Here is a 15,001-nt window from a genome sequence, read left to right as displayed (position 1 = left end):
CAACTCCCACTCCCCGACCCAGGTGGCCAACCCGGCGTCACCGGCCCAACCGAGCGAAACCAGAGCGAGCGGCCCAACACCAACCAACCGGGTGTGGTCCCGTCCTGAGGTTCTCGGGTGTCTGCGCGGTGTGTGTCCTACACCTTGACCAGATCGTCGGCGTGAATAACCGGACGTCGCATCGAGTCGGGTAGCTCGGCGGTGGAGCGGCCCAGAACACTCGCCAGCTCCGCGCTGTCGTACTCGACGACGCCGCGGGCGATGACCCGTCCGTCGGGCGCCACCAGGTCGACCACATCTCCGCCATGGAAGCGCCCTCGAAGACCGATGATTCCCGCGGCAAGCAGGGACCGGCGCCGGTGCGCCACAGCGTGCACGGCGCCGTCGTCGAGTAGGAGCGCGCCGCGACTGTCAGCAGCGTGCCGAACCCAGAACTTGCGGGCGGACAAGCGCACCGGGCGCGCAGCGAACGCGGTTCCCACTGTGCCGCTGGTCAGTGCGGTGGCGGCCGAGGCCGCGGCAGCCAGCAGGACCGGTACGCCTGCGTCGGCCGCGAGTCTGGCCGCGGATAGTTTGGACGCCATGCCACCGGTGCCGAGTGCACCACCACTGCCGGCGATCACACCGTCCAAGTCCGCGTTGCTGGTGACCTCGGAAATGAAGGTGGCCGCACCCCGTCGCGGGTCGCCATCGTAGAGGCCATCGACATCCGACAGCAGCACGAGGGCGTCGGCACCGACCAGATGCGCAACCAGCGCGGCGAGCCGGTCGTTGTCGCCGAATCGGATCTCTTCCGTTGCGACGGTATCGTTTTCGTTCACCACGGCGACGGCGCCGAGCGCCCGCAGGCGGTCCAAGGTTCGCTGGGCATTGCGGTGATGTTCGCGGCGGGCGAAGTCGTCGGCGCTCAACAACACCTGCCCGACCGTGCGTCCATACCGCGCGAACGATGTCCCCCACGCATGGGCGAGCGCCATCTGACCGACGCTCGCAGCAGCCTGCTTGGTGGCCAGATCGCGCGGGCGGCTGTTCAGTCCGAGCGGTGCGATGCCCGCACCGATCGCCCCCGAAGACACCACGACCACATCCGACCCCACGCGCATCCGCGCCTCCACCGCGTCGGCGAGCCGATCCAGCCGCGCGGTGTCCAGCCCACCCTCCAGGCTGGTCAATGCGGACGAGCCGATCTTCACCACGACTCGCCGCGCCGAGGAAATCGCCTGCCGAGCGACGCTCGGGCCGGACGCATTCGCCCCAGCAGTAGTCGAACTCACCTGCATGTCCCTCGGACCCCCTGCACCACGGACGATCCTACGGCAGCCGAGGCAGATTCGATGCCCACAGTCGATCCGCGGTAGGCGCACCCGGCCGCGCCGCGGAGGTACCGCGACGACGTGGATACCCGCCCGCCCACCACGGTCTACTCCTCGTCCTCCCGGAGCAGCCCACGCCGTGCTCGGGATGCGTGCTTCCGCTCCGCCGCAGACACCCGATTCGACTGCTCCAAGCGCACATCGGTGCCCCGGGCGGTGGGCACCGGATCGACGCCGGCCGAGATCTGTGGTTCCCACTCGAAGGTCACATCGCCGATGGTCACCGGCGCTCCGGGTTGGGCACCGAGCCGCATCAATTCCTCCTCGACCCCCAGACGCGCCAGACGGTCTGCCAAGTAACCCACCGCCTCGTCGTTGTCGAACTGCGTCTGCCGCACCCAACGCTCGGGCCGGGCGCCGCGCACGAGAAAGCCACCTGGCTCCTGTGGGTCGGCAAACACACCGAATCCGCTCTCGTCCACGGCGATCGGACGGATGACCGGCCGCGCGGGCGCCGCCTTCGGGTGCGCGTTCCGGTATCGGTGCACCAGGTCGGCGAGTGCGAAAGTCAAGGGGCGCAGCCCGGCCCGGCTCACGGTCGATATCGCGAACACCGGCCACCCACGCTCGGTGAATTCCGAGGTCACCATGTCGGCCAGTTCGGCGGCGTCTGGCACGTCGATCTTGTTCAAGATCACCACCCGCGGCCGGGTGGCCAGATCACCGAGACCGGCGTCGGCGCGCAGCGCTACCGCATAGGCGGCGAGTTCGGCTTCGAGTGCATCCACATCGGATATCGGATCGCGCCCCGGCTCCAAGGTGGCGCAGTCCACCACATGTGCAAGCACCGCACAGCGCTCCAGGTGTCGCAGAAAATCCAGGCCCAATCCGCGACCCGTGCTCGCTCCCGGAATCAATCCGGGCACATCCGCAACCGTGAATGTGGTGTCACCGCTGGCGACGACACCGAGATTGGGCACCAAGGTGGTGAACGGATAGTCGGCGATCTTCGGCTTCGCCGCCGACAACACCGATATCAGCGACGATTTTCCTGCCGAGGGAAAGCCGACGAGTCCGACATCGGCGACGGACTTCAGTTCCAGCACCAGGTCCAGCTCGTCGCCGTCCGCCCCGAGTAGCGCGAAACCCGGAGCCTTGCGCGCCTTCGACGCCAATGCGGCATTGCCCAGGCCGCCACGCCCACCACGCGCGACAACGAAGCGGTTGCCGACACCGACCAGGTCGATGAGCACCGACCCCTCGGCGTCGAGCACCATCGTGCCGTCGGGCACCTTCAAGACGAGATCGCCACCCTGCTTGCCATCACGGTTCCCGCCCTCTCCCGGCTTGCCGTTGCCTGCCTTGGCATGTGGGTGGAAATGAAAATCCAGCAGGGTGTGCACATTGGAATCGACCTCGAGGATTACGTTGCCGCCATTGCCGCCATTGCCGCCGTCGGGTCCACCCAGTGGCTTGAACTTTTCCCGATGGACCGAGGCGCACCCGTGGCCACCATTACCCGCCCGCACGTGCAGCACGACTCGGTCGATGAACTTGGACATACGCCGAATCATCCTCCTCTGGGCCGGTCGTATTCGTGGCGGCTGTTCGGCAACGCGAAAACGGGCCAGGGTTTCGCGACCCTGACCCGTTCGCTGGTATCCGAAAGTGGCTGGGCGGTCAGGCCTGCGCCGGCTCCGGAACGACAATGTTCACGGTCTTGCGTCCACGCTTGGAGCCGAACTCGACGGCTCCCGCTGCGAGGGCGAACAGAGTGTCGTCGCCACCACGCCCGACATTGGCCCCCGGGTGAAAGTGGGTGCCACGCTGACGGACCAGAATCTCGCCCGCCTTGACCGTCTGGCCGCCGAAGCGCTTGACACCGAGCCGCTTGGCGGCGGAATCGCGTCCGTTCCGGGAGCTGGATGCACCCTTCTTGTGTGCCATGGCTGGTTCTCCTCGGTGTGTCTTACTGGATGCCGGTGACCTTCAGAACCGTCAGCGGCTGACGGTGCCCTTGACGCTTGTGGTAGCCGGTCTTGTTCTTGAACTTGTGGATGCGGATCTTCGGACCCTTGGTCTGCTCGACCACCTCAGCGGCCACGGAGACCGTGGCCAGCTTCGTGGGATCGGTGGTCAACTGCGCGCCGTCGACCACGAGGACCGGATCCAACGCCACAGCGGTACCCGGTGCACCCTCGATCTTCTCGACCTTCACCAGGTCACCGACCGCGACCTTGTACTGCTTTCCGCCGGTCTTGACGATCGCGTACGTTGCCATCGGTCGGCTGCCCTTCTTCCTGTAGTGCTCGGCACTCGTTCACGCGACAGCTCTTCCGGGCAGATGCACCGGACGCCGCCACACGACTGGTCTGGTAACTGCCGCCTCCTCGGCACCTGATGGCTCCTGGTCGAGCTGTCGAGAACCGGGCCACGAAGACAAACCATGTTGCCATCGGGCAGCGACTGTCCAAGATTACAGGACGGCCACCGCCACAACCAAACCGCTGGTAGATCTCGCCATACCGCGCATCCGACGATGTGCGCCCTGTGCGGCTACACCCGGAATCCGAGGTAGCCGCACAGGGAACGTCGGGTCAGTGCGCGGTGGTCTCCGGCGCGCCGGCGGGACGACCGACCGCGCGCCGTGGTTGGCGAGTGCGCGGAGGCACCTCTGCGACGTCCACGTGGTGGTAGTCGACGCGCCCACCGGGCGGTTGCTCCCCTGTGGGTAGCACGAATACCGCTCCCGAACTGTCCATGGCGGGCGCCGCGGCCGAGCGCGCCGCTCTGCGCCGACGAGCGTGTGGTGCCGGCGCACTCCGACTGGGCGCCGAGGAGCCTGGACCGGCGCCCGCGGGCTGGTGGGTCGACCCGGGTTCTGGTTCTACCACCTGCTCGGTGACACCGCTGTGCGATTCCTCGGCCCGCAGCGACACCTCGGTCGTACCGGCCGCGGCGACGCTGACCTCGCCTTCCTCGACGACCCGAACGGCCTCGTCTCGACCGGCGGACTCGCCCATGTCCGAGTCACCGGCACCATCGGGCGCCGGGGCGTCCGTTGTGGTCGCGGCTTCACGGATCTCGTCGGCGGATTCGGATTCCTGATCGGTCTCCTCGGACTGGTGTGCCGCCATGGCCAACGCGACCGGGTGCGCGCGTTTGGCAGCTGCGTCCTCGTCGGTGCGGTCGATCGTGGCGCCGGACCCATTCGCCGCCTGACTCTGCGCGAGGGCGCCGCGGTCTCGGCCGCGCCGCCGCCGCGAACCACCCTCGCGAGCACGTCCGGTGCTTTCGTCGTCTGCACCGGACTCCACGGGACGAGTGTGCACGACGATGCCCCGACCGTGACAGTGCTCACAGGTGGTGGAGAAGGCTTCGACCAAGCCGGTACCGAGTTTCTTGCGGGTCATCTGAACCAGACCCAGCGAGGTGACCTCGGACACTTGATGGCGCGTGCGGTCACGACCCAGCGACTCGGTCAAACGGCGAAGCACCAGATCACGGTTGGACTCCAGCACCATGTCGATGAAGTCGACAACGATCATGCCGCCGATATCACGCAACCGCATCTGGCGCACGATCTCCTCGGCCGCCTCCAGGTTGTTCCTGGTGACCGTCTCCTCCAAGTTGCCGCCGCCGGAGCCGGTGAACTTGCCGGTGTTCACATCGATCACGGTCATGGCCTCGGTGCGGTCGATCACCAGGGTTCCGCCCGACGGCAGCCACACTTTGCGATCCATGGCCTTGGCCAACTGTTCATCGATCCGGTAGGTCTCGAACACATCGACGTCGTCGTTCTCATGGCGAGCGACTCTGGCCAGGAGGTCCGGTGCGACCGTACCGATGTATTTCTCCACCGTGCCCCAGGCGCGACGACCCTCGATGACCAGCTTGGAGAAGTCCTCGTTGAACAGGTCCCGGATGACCTTGACCAACAAGTCGGGCTCCTCGTACAGCGTTGTCGGCGCGCTGCTGTCGGTAGCCGCCTGCTCGTGGATCGTGCGCCATGTCGCCTGCAAGCGTTCCACGTCCCGAGCCAGCTCGGTGGCGCTGACCCCTTCGGATGCAGTGCGGATGATCACGCCGGCGTCGGCGGGCACGATGTCGCGCAAGATCTCCTTCAACCGCTTGCGCTCGTTGTCGGGCAGCTTGCGACTGATCCCCGTGGAAGTGCCACCGGGTACATAGACCAAGAAGCGCCCCGCCAAGCTGATCTGAGTGGTCAGACGAGCGCCCTTGTGGCCGACCGGGTCCTTGCTCACCTGGACCAGCACCTGGTCTCCGGGTTTGAGAGCTTGCTCGATCTTGCGTTCCTTGCCGCCGAGTCCGGCGGCTTCCCAGTTCACCTCACCGGCGTACAGCACTCCGTTGCGTCCGCGCCCGATGTCGACGAAGGCCGCCTCCATGCTGGGCAGGACATTCTGCACCTTGCCCAGATAGATATTGCCGACCATGGACGCGGAGCCGGTGTTGGTGACGAAATGCTCGACCAAGACCTTGTCTTCGAGCACGGCAACCTGTGTGGCCGTGGGCTGATCGGCGAAGGACTTCTCCCGCACGACCATGACCCGGTCTACCGCCTCGCGGCGCGCCAGGAACTCCGACTCGGTCAGAATCGGCGGACGTCGGCGTCCGGCCTCGCGACCGTCGCGACGCCGCTGCCGCTTCGCCTCCAACCGGGTCGAACCCGTAATACCTTGGACCTCGTCGACCGCGGCCCGACCGCGGCTCTTGTTGCGCGGCTCACGCTCGTGCACGACGGTGTTGGGCGGATCGTCCTCGGCAGAGTCGTTCTCGCCGGTTTCGCCGGCCACCTTGCGCCGACGGCGCCGACGGCGCCGACGGCTCGGGCCATCCGGCGCACCGTCGCCCTCGGCGGCGTCGGCCCCGGTCGGCTCGCCGGGATCCGCGGTGTCGGCGGACTCCTCGACCGCTGGCGTCGGCTGGTCGTCGGTCTCGTCCTCGGACTCTTCGCTGCCACCGTCGATGTCGGCGGACTGTTCGCCCCGACCACGACCACGACCACGACGCCCGCGGCGGCGGCGGCGCGGTTGTCCGTCGACGTCACCGTGCTGGCCGGCCGACTCGCGCACGTCCTCGGTAACGTCGCCGTCGGGAACGTCGCCGTCCTCGTCGTCCTGCTCTGGCGAGGGCTCTTCGACGCGCCGGGCCTCACGTTCGGCACGACGCTGACGACGCTCCTGCTCGGCCGCCGCCGCATCCGGCGGCAGGAACAGCGGCGCCTGCACCACTGCGGCGGATTCGAACACTTCGGCACCGACCGGAACCGGGTCGGGCTGAGCCGAATGGGTGAACAACTGCGCCGAAGGTCCGGGCGGCGTCCGCTGTCCGGCACTCGACGCATCCGCCGCCGAGAAGATGACACCCGCCCCGGTGAACGACGCGGCCTCCGATGGCGCATCCGATTGTTCGGTCCCGAGAAGCGGTTCGTGCTCCACGGCAACCGGAGCCGCCGGCAACGCTGTCTCGGCAGCGACCGACAGATCTGCCTCGGCACCGGCGGTAGCCGGCTGGTTCGTCTCGATCCCAGCGGCAGCCGGCATACCCGCGTCGACACCGGCGGCGGACGGCAGCGCCGTCTCGGGAGCGGCGGGGGCCGGGGGCGGGGTCGTCCCACCCACAGGGTCGTCCGCACTCGCTCGGCCGGACGAGCCCTCCTTTCCCGCCACGGGCTGCGCGTCCGGCTTTCCTCCCACAGACTGCGCGGCCGGCACGGGTGCCTCGACCGCAGTCAGCGCGTCGCGGACCGACTCCGCGACCGCGCGCTCGACGTTGGATTGGGCGCTGCGCGCTTCTGCCCCCAACACGGTCAGTTCGGCCAGGATGCGCTTGCTCGTGACCCCCAGCATCTTGGCAAGTGCGTGAACCCGGATTCGCTCCGGCAACTGCTCGGCATCCTGTGATGTTGTTTCCAGCGGCGCTTGATCGGCCACGAAGTCTCCTCGGGCCCCCGGGCGCGTCCCTCGAAGAGAGAAACGCGGCCGACGCGGGGGCGCTATCGGTCGGACTCACGCCCGGTGGGCGCAAAGTCAAGTGTCTCGCCCCGCGTGCCCGGTTGTCTCCTCGGTCGATCGCCGTTCGGGCTAACTGGTCACGCGGCGCCTGGCTGTATGGCTGAACTCCGCGATTCGAGCGCTCATCCAGCGTGCCCTTCCGAACAAATGAGCTCAGTGAACAGGCCTTTTGCTCATGGCAGCGATGATCGGCATCGAATCACGACGTCACCCGACTGCGCTCGACACATCCCGCCCACACATGTGAACGAACGGTCTGCGTCGGGAGCAGCCGCTGTCAGTATCCCACACCGCGCGCCGGGCGTCCGCGATCGGCGCTCGACTCCGCCCAGCCCGAAGCGCCGTGACCCGTGCCGGCGCTGGGCCGACCGCCGGTCAGGCCGGCAGCTCCGGGAACCAGAGGACGATCTCACGCTTGGCCGACTCCGGCGAGTCGGACCCGTGAACCAGGTTCTCCTGTGTCTGCAGAGCGAAGTCTCCGCGAATGCTTCCGGGCACTGCCTTCTCGACCGGATCGGTACCACCGGCGATCTGTCGGAACGCTGAGATGGCGCGTGGCCCCTCCACTATGGCAGCCACGACCGGAGCCGAAGTGATGAACTCGATCAACGAAGGAAAGAACGGCTTGTCGGCATGTTCGGCGTAGTGGGCTTCGGCCAGCTCCCGCGACACGTGCTTCAGCTCGAGGGCCACGATCTTCAGGCCTTTGCGCTCGATGCGTGCCAGCACCTCGCCGACGAGGCCGCGGGCCACACCGTCCGGCTTGATGAGTACCAACGTCTGTTCAGTCACGGCGCACAGCCTAGTGGGCTCGCGGCGGCGCGGCGGCGACCGGGCCGAGTCCGCCTCCCCTGCCCGGACACGACCGCACGCCGGGAACCGCCCGCCTGCCGCGGTACTTCATTCGGTCCGGACCGCGATCTTGCTGCGCGTTCGGGCCGACACGCGCGGCATTCGACGCGACGAGCGCGGTGTCATGTGGGCGGGATCCGCTGGCTCGGCAACAATCCGTGCGCCATTCGACGACGCACGTCGGCGCGCAGCACCAGGATGAATCCCCAGACCGTGAGGAACACGACACCGACGATCCCGATGGACACGTGAATGAACGCCCCGAGCAGCACGAAGACCTGCAGTCCCAGATTGAACGCCAACGCCCACGACCGGCGCTGCACGCCGGCGCCGAAGAACATCACCACCGACAGCACCACGAGGTAGGTGCCCGTCCACACAGTCACTCCGCCCGCGACATCGGCTACCACCGGCAATGTGAGCAATACCACGATCGCCTCGAGCACCAAGGTGCCCGCCATCACCCCACGCAAGCCCTTCCACGGGTCAGCGCCCGGCGGCGGCGCGGGCGCTTCGCCCGGGTCGGCGGATTCGCTCATATCGTGGCCTCCTCGGCACTCGCGGCCCTTCGTCGACGATGCCGACCACGACCCTGTCCAACGCTCACGCCGGGTCCTTTCCGAACAACGAGCGAGCCGCTCCCGCCGTCACCACCGAGCCGGTGACCACCACACCCGACCCGGACACGCTCTCCCCGGGTGCGCCGACCTCCTCGGCCATAGCCACAGCGGTTTCCAGCGCATCGGCCAGGCTTGCCGCGGTAACCACCCGCTCATCGCCGAAGCGCTGTACTGCGAGGTCGGCGAGGGTCCCCACGTCCAACGCGCGCGGCGATCCGTTGCTGGTCACGACGATTTCATCGAACACCGGCTCCAACGCCGCGAGAATCCCCGCGGCGTCCTTGTCGCCGAGGACAGCGACCACGCCGACCAATTTCCGAAAATCGAACTCCGCGCCGAGCGCCGCCGCCAGCGCCCGCGCCCCAGCAGGGTTGTGCGCGGCATCGACGAAGATGGTCGGCGCACCACGGAGGCGCTCGAGTCTGCCGGGGCTGGTCACGACCGCGAAACCGGCCCGCACCGCATCGACGTCGAGTTGGCGTTGTGCACCCGCTCCGAAGAACGCCTCCACCGCCGCGAGCGCGAGCACCGCATTGCGGGCCTGGTGCTCGCCATGCAACGGAAGGAAGATCTCGTCGTATACTCCGCCGAGTCCCTGCAGGTCGAGCACCTGACCACCGACGGCGATCTGCCGGGCGCGCACGCGGAATTCGGCGCCCTCTCGCGCGACCGCGGCGTCCACGTCGACCGCTCGCCGCAACAGCGCGTCCATCGCCTCGGGCTCCTGCTCGGCGAGCACGGCTACGGTGTCGTGCGGTACGACGCTAGCGGGGGCGCGTTTGACGATGCCGGCCTTCTCACGCGCAATCGACTCCAAGTCCGGTCCGAGGTAGTCCATATGGTCCAGACCGATCGGTGTGATCACCGCGACCTGCCCATCGATGACGTTGGTGGCGTCCCAGGTGCCGCCCATGCCCGTCTCCACCACCGCGATGTCGATCGGCGCCTCGGCGAAGGCGGCGAACGCCATCGCGGTGAGCACTTCGAACTTGCTCATGGCCGGACCGCCCGCTGCCGCCGACTGCTTGTCGATCATCTCGATATAGGGCAGCAGTTCGCGATAGGTCTGGGTATATCGGGCCGGGGAAATCGGCGTGTTGTCGATACTGATCCGTTCGGTCGCCAACTGCAGATGCGGACTGGTGATCCGGCCGGTGCGCCGATGCAACGCGGTGAGCAGTGCGTCGATCATCCTGGTCACCGAGGTCTTGCCGTTGGTGCCGGCGACGTGGATGGCCGGGTAGCTCCGCTGGGGTGAGCCGAGTAGATCCATCAATGCCGCGATCCGGGCGAGCGAAGGCTCGATCTTGGTTTCCGGCCACCGCCGATCGAGTTCCGCTTCGACCAGCGCCATGTCGGCCAACTCCACCGGAGAGGGGCCGGACTCGAGCCGAGCACCGGCGCCGAAGTGCCGGTCGTCGCCATGCTCCGAGTGCGGTTGCCGGTTCACGTGCCGCTCAACTCCGTCAGCCGCGATTCGATGCGCGCGACCTCCGCGACGGCACTGCGCTGCCGGCTTTCGACCTTGTCGACCACATGGCCCGGGGCTTTGGCCATGAAGCTGTCGTTACCCAACTTGGCCGCAGTCGTGTGGAGTTCCTTCTGGGCTGCGGCGAGATCCTTTTCCAGGCGGCGGCGTTCGGCCTGTAGATCGATTGCACCCGAGGTGTCCAACTCCACCGTCACCGTTGTGGTGCTCAGGCGCACCTCCACCGACGCGGTCGCAGCGAAACCATCTGCGGGCTCGGTGAGTCGGGCCAGGTTCATCACCGACGCCTCCAGCTCGCCCAAACCGGCGGCCGTCGTGCCGACCAGTGTGGCAGCCACCTTCTGCTTGTCGGCCAAGCCCTGATCACTGCGGAACCGCCGGATCTCGGTGACCAGCCGTTGCAGGTCGGAGATCCGCTGCATCGCGGCCTGGTCCGCGGCGATGCCGGACGGGCGCGGCCACGGCGCGACGACCACGGAGTCCCCGCCGGTCAGCGCCTGCCAGAGCGCCTCGGTAACGAACGGAACGACCGGGTGCAGCAAGCGCAGCACCGTATCGAGCACCGTGCCCAGCACCACGCGAGTTGCCTCCGCGCGGGCTGCGCCTACCGCGAACTGCACCTTGGCCAATTCCAGGTACCAGTCGCACAGTTCGTCCCAGGCGAAGTGGTAGAGCGTCGCGCATGCCTTGCCGAACTCGTAGGCGTCGAACGCCGCATCCGTATCGGCCCGGACCGTTTCCAACCGATCCAGAATCCACCGGTCGGCATCGGTGAGCTGGGTTCGGTCGGGAAGATCACCGACCCGAGCGCCATTCATCAACGCGAACTTGGCCGCGTTGAACAGCTTCGTCACGAAGCTGCGCGCGGCCAACACATGAGGTTCGCCGACCGAGAGGTCCCCGCCCGGCTGCGCGCCGCGCGCGAGGGTGAACCGGGTCGCGTCGGCGCCGAAGGTGCTGATCCAATCCAGCGGGTCGATTCCATTGCCGCGTGATTTGGACATCTTCTTGCCGAATTGGTCTCGGATCAGGCCGTGCAGGAACACATCGCGGAACGGCACCTGCCGCTCGCCACCTTTGCCCGCGGTGATCGCAGCATCCTCGGCGACGTAGGTACCGAACATCATCATTCGCGCCACCCAGAAGAAGAGGATGTCGTACCCGGTGACGAGAACGCTGGTGGGATAGAACCTCTCGAGTTCGGCAGTGGCATGTGGCCATCCCATGGTGGAGAACGGCCACAGCCCCGCGGAGAACCAGGTATCGAGCACATCCGGGTCCTGCACCCAGCCTTCGGGCGGCTGCTCGCCGGGGCCGACGCAGACGACATCGCCTTCGGGGCCGTACCAGATCGGAATGCGATGGCCCCACCACAACTGGCGGGAGATGCACCAGTCGTGCATGCCGTCGACCCAGTCGAACCACCGTGGCTCCTGACTCTTGGGATGGATCACGGTATCGCCGTTGCGCACCGCATCCCCCGCCGCCTTGGCCAGCGATTCCACCTTCACCCACCACTGCATCGACAGCCGCGGTTCGATCGGCTCACCAGAACGTTCGGAGTGTCCGACGCTGTGCAGGTACGGCCGCTTCTCGGCGACGATCCGGCCTTCCCGCGCCAGCCGCTCGCGCACCGCGACGCGCGCCTCGAACCGATCCATGCCGTCGAATTCGGTTCCGGTGCCGGCGATCCGAGCACGCTCGTCCATGATCGTCGGCATCGGTAGACCGTGACGTAGACCCATCTCGAAGTCGTTGTGATCGTGGGCGGGTGTGATTTTCACCGCACCCGAACCGAATTCGGGATCGACATAGTCATCGGCAACGACCGGGATCTGTCTGCCGGTGATCGGGTGTTCCAGAGTGGTGCCGACCAGAGACCGGTAGCGTGCGTCCTCGGGGTGCACCGCGATCGCGGTATCACCGAGCATGGTCTCCACGCGAGTGGTCGCCACGACGACGTGCGGCTGATCGTCGTCCAACGAGCCGTACCTCAGCGAGATCAACTCGCCTTCCACTTCCGCGTATTTGACCTCGATGTCGGAGATCGCCGTGCGCAGTTGCGGCGACCAATTCACCAGTCGTTCCGCGCGATAGATCAACCCCGCGTCGTAGAGCCGCTTGAAGATGGTCTGCACGGCACGTGACAGACCCTCGTCCATGGTGAAACGGTCCCGGCTCCAGTCCACGCCGTCACCCAGTGCACGCATCTGCCACTGAATGCTGCCACCGGATTCACGCTTCCAGTCCCACACCTTCTCGATGAACAGTTCGCGGCCGAAGTCCTCCTTCGTCTTGCCGTCCGCCGCGAGTTGCTTCTCCACCACTGTTTGAGTGGCAATACCCGCGTGGTCCATGCCGGGCAACCAGAGCACCTCGTAGCCCTGCATCCGTTTGCGCCGCGACAGCGTGTCCATCAACGTGTGATCGAGGGCGTGGCCCATGTGCAGTGTGCCGGTGACATTCGGCGGGGGCAGCACGATCGAATACGGGGGCTTGCCGCTGTCGGGATCGGCAGTGAAATGGCCAGCCGCTACCCAGCGCTCGTACATCTGGGCTTCCACCTCACCGGGGGTCCAGCTCTTGGGAAGGGCATCGGCACGATTACGCGAAGTGTCATCGGTTGCGCTGGTCACTCCGCGATTCTAGAGTGCGCACATCATGCCATCGCCGGTTGGTCGACCCAGTCGTTCGACTCGGCCATTCGTGCAGCCGACCGCAGAGCGGAGCACCCGAGTCGGCGCCGACACCGGGCGCCGGACCCGAGCGAAACCCACCCGAACCGGGGCGCCGCACGACACGTCGGTCGAGGACGTTGGAAAGGCCTTGGGGCAGTGGAAAGGTCTGGGGCAGTGGAAAAGGCCCAGGGCAATGGAAAGACCGAGGATAATGGGGAGGACCGAGGACAATGGAAAAGGCGGAGCCTTCGGTGGATGAGGGACACCGAACACTCCGCCTATCTCTGTAGCTTACCGGCGATTGGTGGCCCGGCCCGAGATCCATATGCAATTCTCAGAATCCGGCGCGTCCCATTCCGGAAGTTCGTGTCATGAAGTGAGCATCGTGGCCGCCATCACCAAGTCACCATTGATCGCACCCCCAGCCGCGGCACCCGCGCTGGCCGCGGTGATCACCTGGGCCATCCGATCGCGGACATTGCCCGCAGCCCAGACGCCTGGGACACTCGTTCGCCCCGAAGGATCGGTGACCACCCAGCCGTCGTCATCGAATGCACAGCCCAGCGCAGCCAGGACATCGTTGTTGGCGCGGAGGCCGGACACTACGAACATGGCCGTCCGCGGCACTGCGCGCCCGTCGGCCATTTCCACACCGCGTAGTCTGTCTCCGTCCACGACCAGGCGGGCGACTTCACCGTCGAGCACTCGAACCCCGCGCGCGTCCAACTGGGCGCGGTCATTGCCGGAAAGCGGCATTCCGTGCGGGAAGAAGATCAGATCCTCCGACCACTGCGGCAGCAGCAGCGCCAGGTGCATCGCGCGCGCCTGCGCACCGGGTTCGGTGGCGCCGAGCAGGCCGATGGGCTGGTCACGAACCTCGTAGCCGTGGCAATACGGGCAATGCACCACATCGCGGCCCCAGCGCTCGCGCAAGCCTGGTAGACGGGGCAGTTCGTCGCGCAGACCGGTCGCGACCAGCACGCGTCGCGACCGCAGGACGCGGCCGCCACCGAGCCGCAGCCGGTAGTCCTCCGGGGTCTCGGTCGATGCCCCGACCACGACGTCGTCGAGCAGTTCCCCGCCGTAGCCCGAGACCTCGGCGGCGCCGAGAGCGAGCAACTCCGCAGGCGGCATTCCATCACGCGACAGGAAGCCGTGCATATGAGCCGCTGGCGCATTGCGGGGCGCACTGCCTCGAACCACCACGACCCGTCGCCGTGCTCTGGCCAGGATCAGCGCCGCCGACAACCCGGCCGCACCGCCACCCACGATCGCTACATCATAAATTTCGCTGTCCATCGCACTCACTGCGATCACCTCCGCGCACAGCGTGACACTGACATCGCTGTTTCAGCAATAAAAGTTGCCGAAATCGGGAAGTGGCGCTGCACTGGTGTCATGCACGCGCAACCATCCGTCGTCCATGCTCTCGCCGGGATCGGCTCACGACTCAAGGCCTTGCGTACCAGCCGCAACATCACGCTTTCCACGCTGGCGGAAACCACGGGGATCTCCAAGAGCACACTCTCCCGACTGGAGTCCGGGCAACGCAGGGCCAGCCTGGAACTGCTGCTGCCGATCGCACTGGCTCACCGGGTACCAGTGGAAGAGTTGATCTACCCACCGCAGAACACCGACCCCGCAATGCCCACAACAGCGCGAAAGCTGAACGGTTTCACCGTCTTCCCCCTGACCAACCAGCCGGGGCCGCTGCGCGCATACAAGATGATCGTCTCGCCGGATCGCGGCGACCCCGCCCCAAAAGTGCACACGGGCTTCGAATGGCTGTACGTATTGTCCGGACGGCTCCGGTTGGTGCTGGGCCACCACGATCTGGTCCTCGGCCCCGGTGAGGCTGCGGAATTCGACACTCGCCAACCGCACTGGTTCAGCGGCGCAGACCACAGCCCCGCCGAGATCCTGAGCCTGTTCGGTCCCCACGGGGAACGTATGCATCTACGCGCACGCACAGCCGGCCCGAAAGCGACCCGACCCACGGTCGATCGCTGAT

11 protein-coding genes are annotated in these 15,001 nt (G+C 66.9%); 1 reads left to right on the top strand and 10 read right to left on the bottom strand.

Annotated elements, in window-relative coordinates; all coding sequences use genetic code 11:
* Positions 1–137: 137 nt before the first annotated feature.
* From proB to K940_RS0124310, 10 genes are all read right to left on the bottom strand, one after another.
* Positions 138–1,280, bottom strand: coding sequence for a glutamate 5-kinase (gene proB, locus K940_RS0124355; protein WP_051407510.1), 1,143 nt, complete (start codon positions 1,278–1,280; stop codon positions 138–140).
* A gap of 140 nt (positions 1,281–1,420) precedes the next feature.
* Positions 1,421–2,875, bottom strand: coding sequence for a GTPase ObgE (gene obgE, locus K940_RS0124350; protein ID WP_028479612.1), 1,455 nt, complete (start codon positions 2,873–2,875; stop codon positions 1,421–1,423).
* A gap of 118 nt (positions 2,876–2,993) precedes the next feature.
* Positions 2,994–3,260, bottom strand: a complete 267-nt coding sequence (rpmA, locus tag K940_RS0124345) for a 50S ribosomal protein L27 (protein ID WP_028479611.1) — start codon at positions 3,258–3,260, stop codon at positions 2,994–2,996.
* A 22-nt stretch (positions 3,261–3,282) separates the two neighbouring features.
* Positions 3,283–3,594, bottom strand: coding sequence for a 50S ribosomal protein L21 (gene rplU, locus K940_RS0124340; protein ID WP_028479610.1), 312 nt, complete (start codon positions 3,592–3,594; stop codon positions 3,283–3,285).
* A gap of 316 nt (positions 3,595–3,910) precedes the next feature.
* A complete protein-coding gene (locus K940_RS0124335; RefSeq protein WP_028479609.1) occupies positions 3,911–7,270 on the bottom strand; it encodes a translation initiation factor IF-2 N-terminal domain-containing protein in 3,360 nt (1,119 codons plus the stop codon).
* A gap of 456 nt (positions 7,271–7,726) precedes the next feature.
* Positions 7,727–8,143, bottom strand: a complete 417-nt coding sequence (gene ndk / locus K940_RS0124330; RefSeq protein WP_028479608.1) for a nucleoside-diphosphate kinase — start codon at positions 8,141–8,143, stop codon at positions 7,727–7,729.
* A 182-nt stretch (positions 8,144–8,325) separates the two neighbouring features.
* A complete protein-coding gene (locus tag K940_RS0124325; protein WP_028479607.1) occupies positions 8,326–8,742 on the bottom strand; it encodes a DUF4233 domain-containing protein in 417 nt (138 codons plus the stop codon).
* Positions 8,743–8,806: 64 nt separating this feature from the next.
* Entirely contained in the window at positions 8,807–10,177 is a 1,371-nt protein-coding gene (locus K940_RS0124320; RefSeq protein ID WP_051407535.1) for a folylpolyglutamate synthase/dihydrofolate synthase family protein, read from the bottom strand.
* Positions 10,178–10,269: 92 nt separating this feature from the next.
* Positions 10,270–12,948: a valine--tRNA ligase gene (locus K940_RS0124315; protein ID WP_028479605.1), complete on the bottom strand. Its 2,679-nt coding sequence runs from the start codon at positions 12,946–12,948 to the stop codon at positions 10,270–10,272.
* Between the two features lie 411 nt (positions 12,949–13,359).
* Positions 13,360–14,289: an NAD(P)/FAD-dependent oxidoreductase gene (locus tag K940_RS0124310; protein ID WP_036530228.1), complete on the bottom strand. Its 930-nt coding sequence runs from the start codon at positions 14,287–14,289 to the stop codon at positions 13,360–13,362.
* 99 nt (positions 14,290–14,388) lie between these two features.
* Here K940_RS0124310 and K940_RS0124305 point away from each other — a divergent pair, with 99 nt between their 5' ends.
* Positions 14,389–15,000 (top strand): helix-turn-helix domain-containing protein, encoded by a 612-nt coding sequence (locus K940_RS0124305; RefSeq protein ID WP_028479603.1) that lies wholly within the window; start codon positions 14,389–14,391, stop codon positions 14,998–15,000.
* The last annotated feature ends 1 nt before the right edge of the window (position 15,001 follow it).

The sequence above is a fragment of the Nocardia sp. CNY236 genome (assembly GCF_000482385.1).
Classification (GTDB): domain Bacteria; phylum Actinomycetota; class Actinomycetes; order Mycobacteriales; family Mycobacteriaceae; genus Nocardia.
Note: the sequence above shows the minus strand (reverse complement) of the source record. Positions and strands in the feature narration are given on the sequence as shown.

Excerpts from the sequence above, each read along its gene's own strand:
- proB (WP_051407510.1), bottom strand. The coding sequence starts at position 1,280 with ATGCAGGTGAGTTCGACTACTGCTGGGGCGAATGCGTCCGGCCCGAGC.
- obgE (WP_028479612.1), bottom strand. The coding sequence starts at position 2,875 with ATGTCCAAGTTCATCGACCGAGTCGTGCTGCACGTGCGGGCGGGTAAT.
- rpmA (WP_028479611.1), bottom strand. The coding sequence starts at position 3,260 with ATGGCACACAAGAAGGGTGCATCCAGCTCCCGGAACGGACGCGATTCC.
- rplU (WP_028479610.1), bottom strand. The coding sequence starts at position 3,594 with ATGGCAACGTACGCGATCGTCAAGACCGGCGGAAAGCAGTACAAGGTC.
- K940_RS0124325 (WP_028479607.1), bottom strand. The coding sequence starts at position 8,742 with ATGAGCGAATCCGCCGACCCGGGCGAAGCGCCCGCGCCGCCGCCGGGC.
- K940_RS0124320 (WP_051407535.1), bottom strand. The coding sequence starts at position 10,177 with ATGGCGCTGGTCGAAGCGGAACTCGATCGGCGGTGGCCGGAAACCAAG.
- K940_RS0124310 (WP_036530228.1), bottom strand. The coding sequence starts at position 14,289 with ATGGACAGCGAAATTTATGATGTAGCGATCGTGGGTGGCGGTGCGGCC.
- K940_RS0124305 (WP_028479603.1), top strand. The coding sequence starts at position 14,389 with ATGCACGCGCAACCATCCGTCGTCCATGCTCTCGCCGGGATCGGCTCA.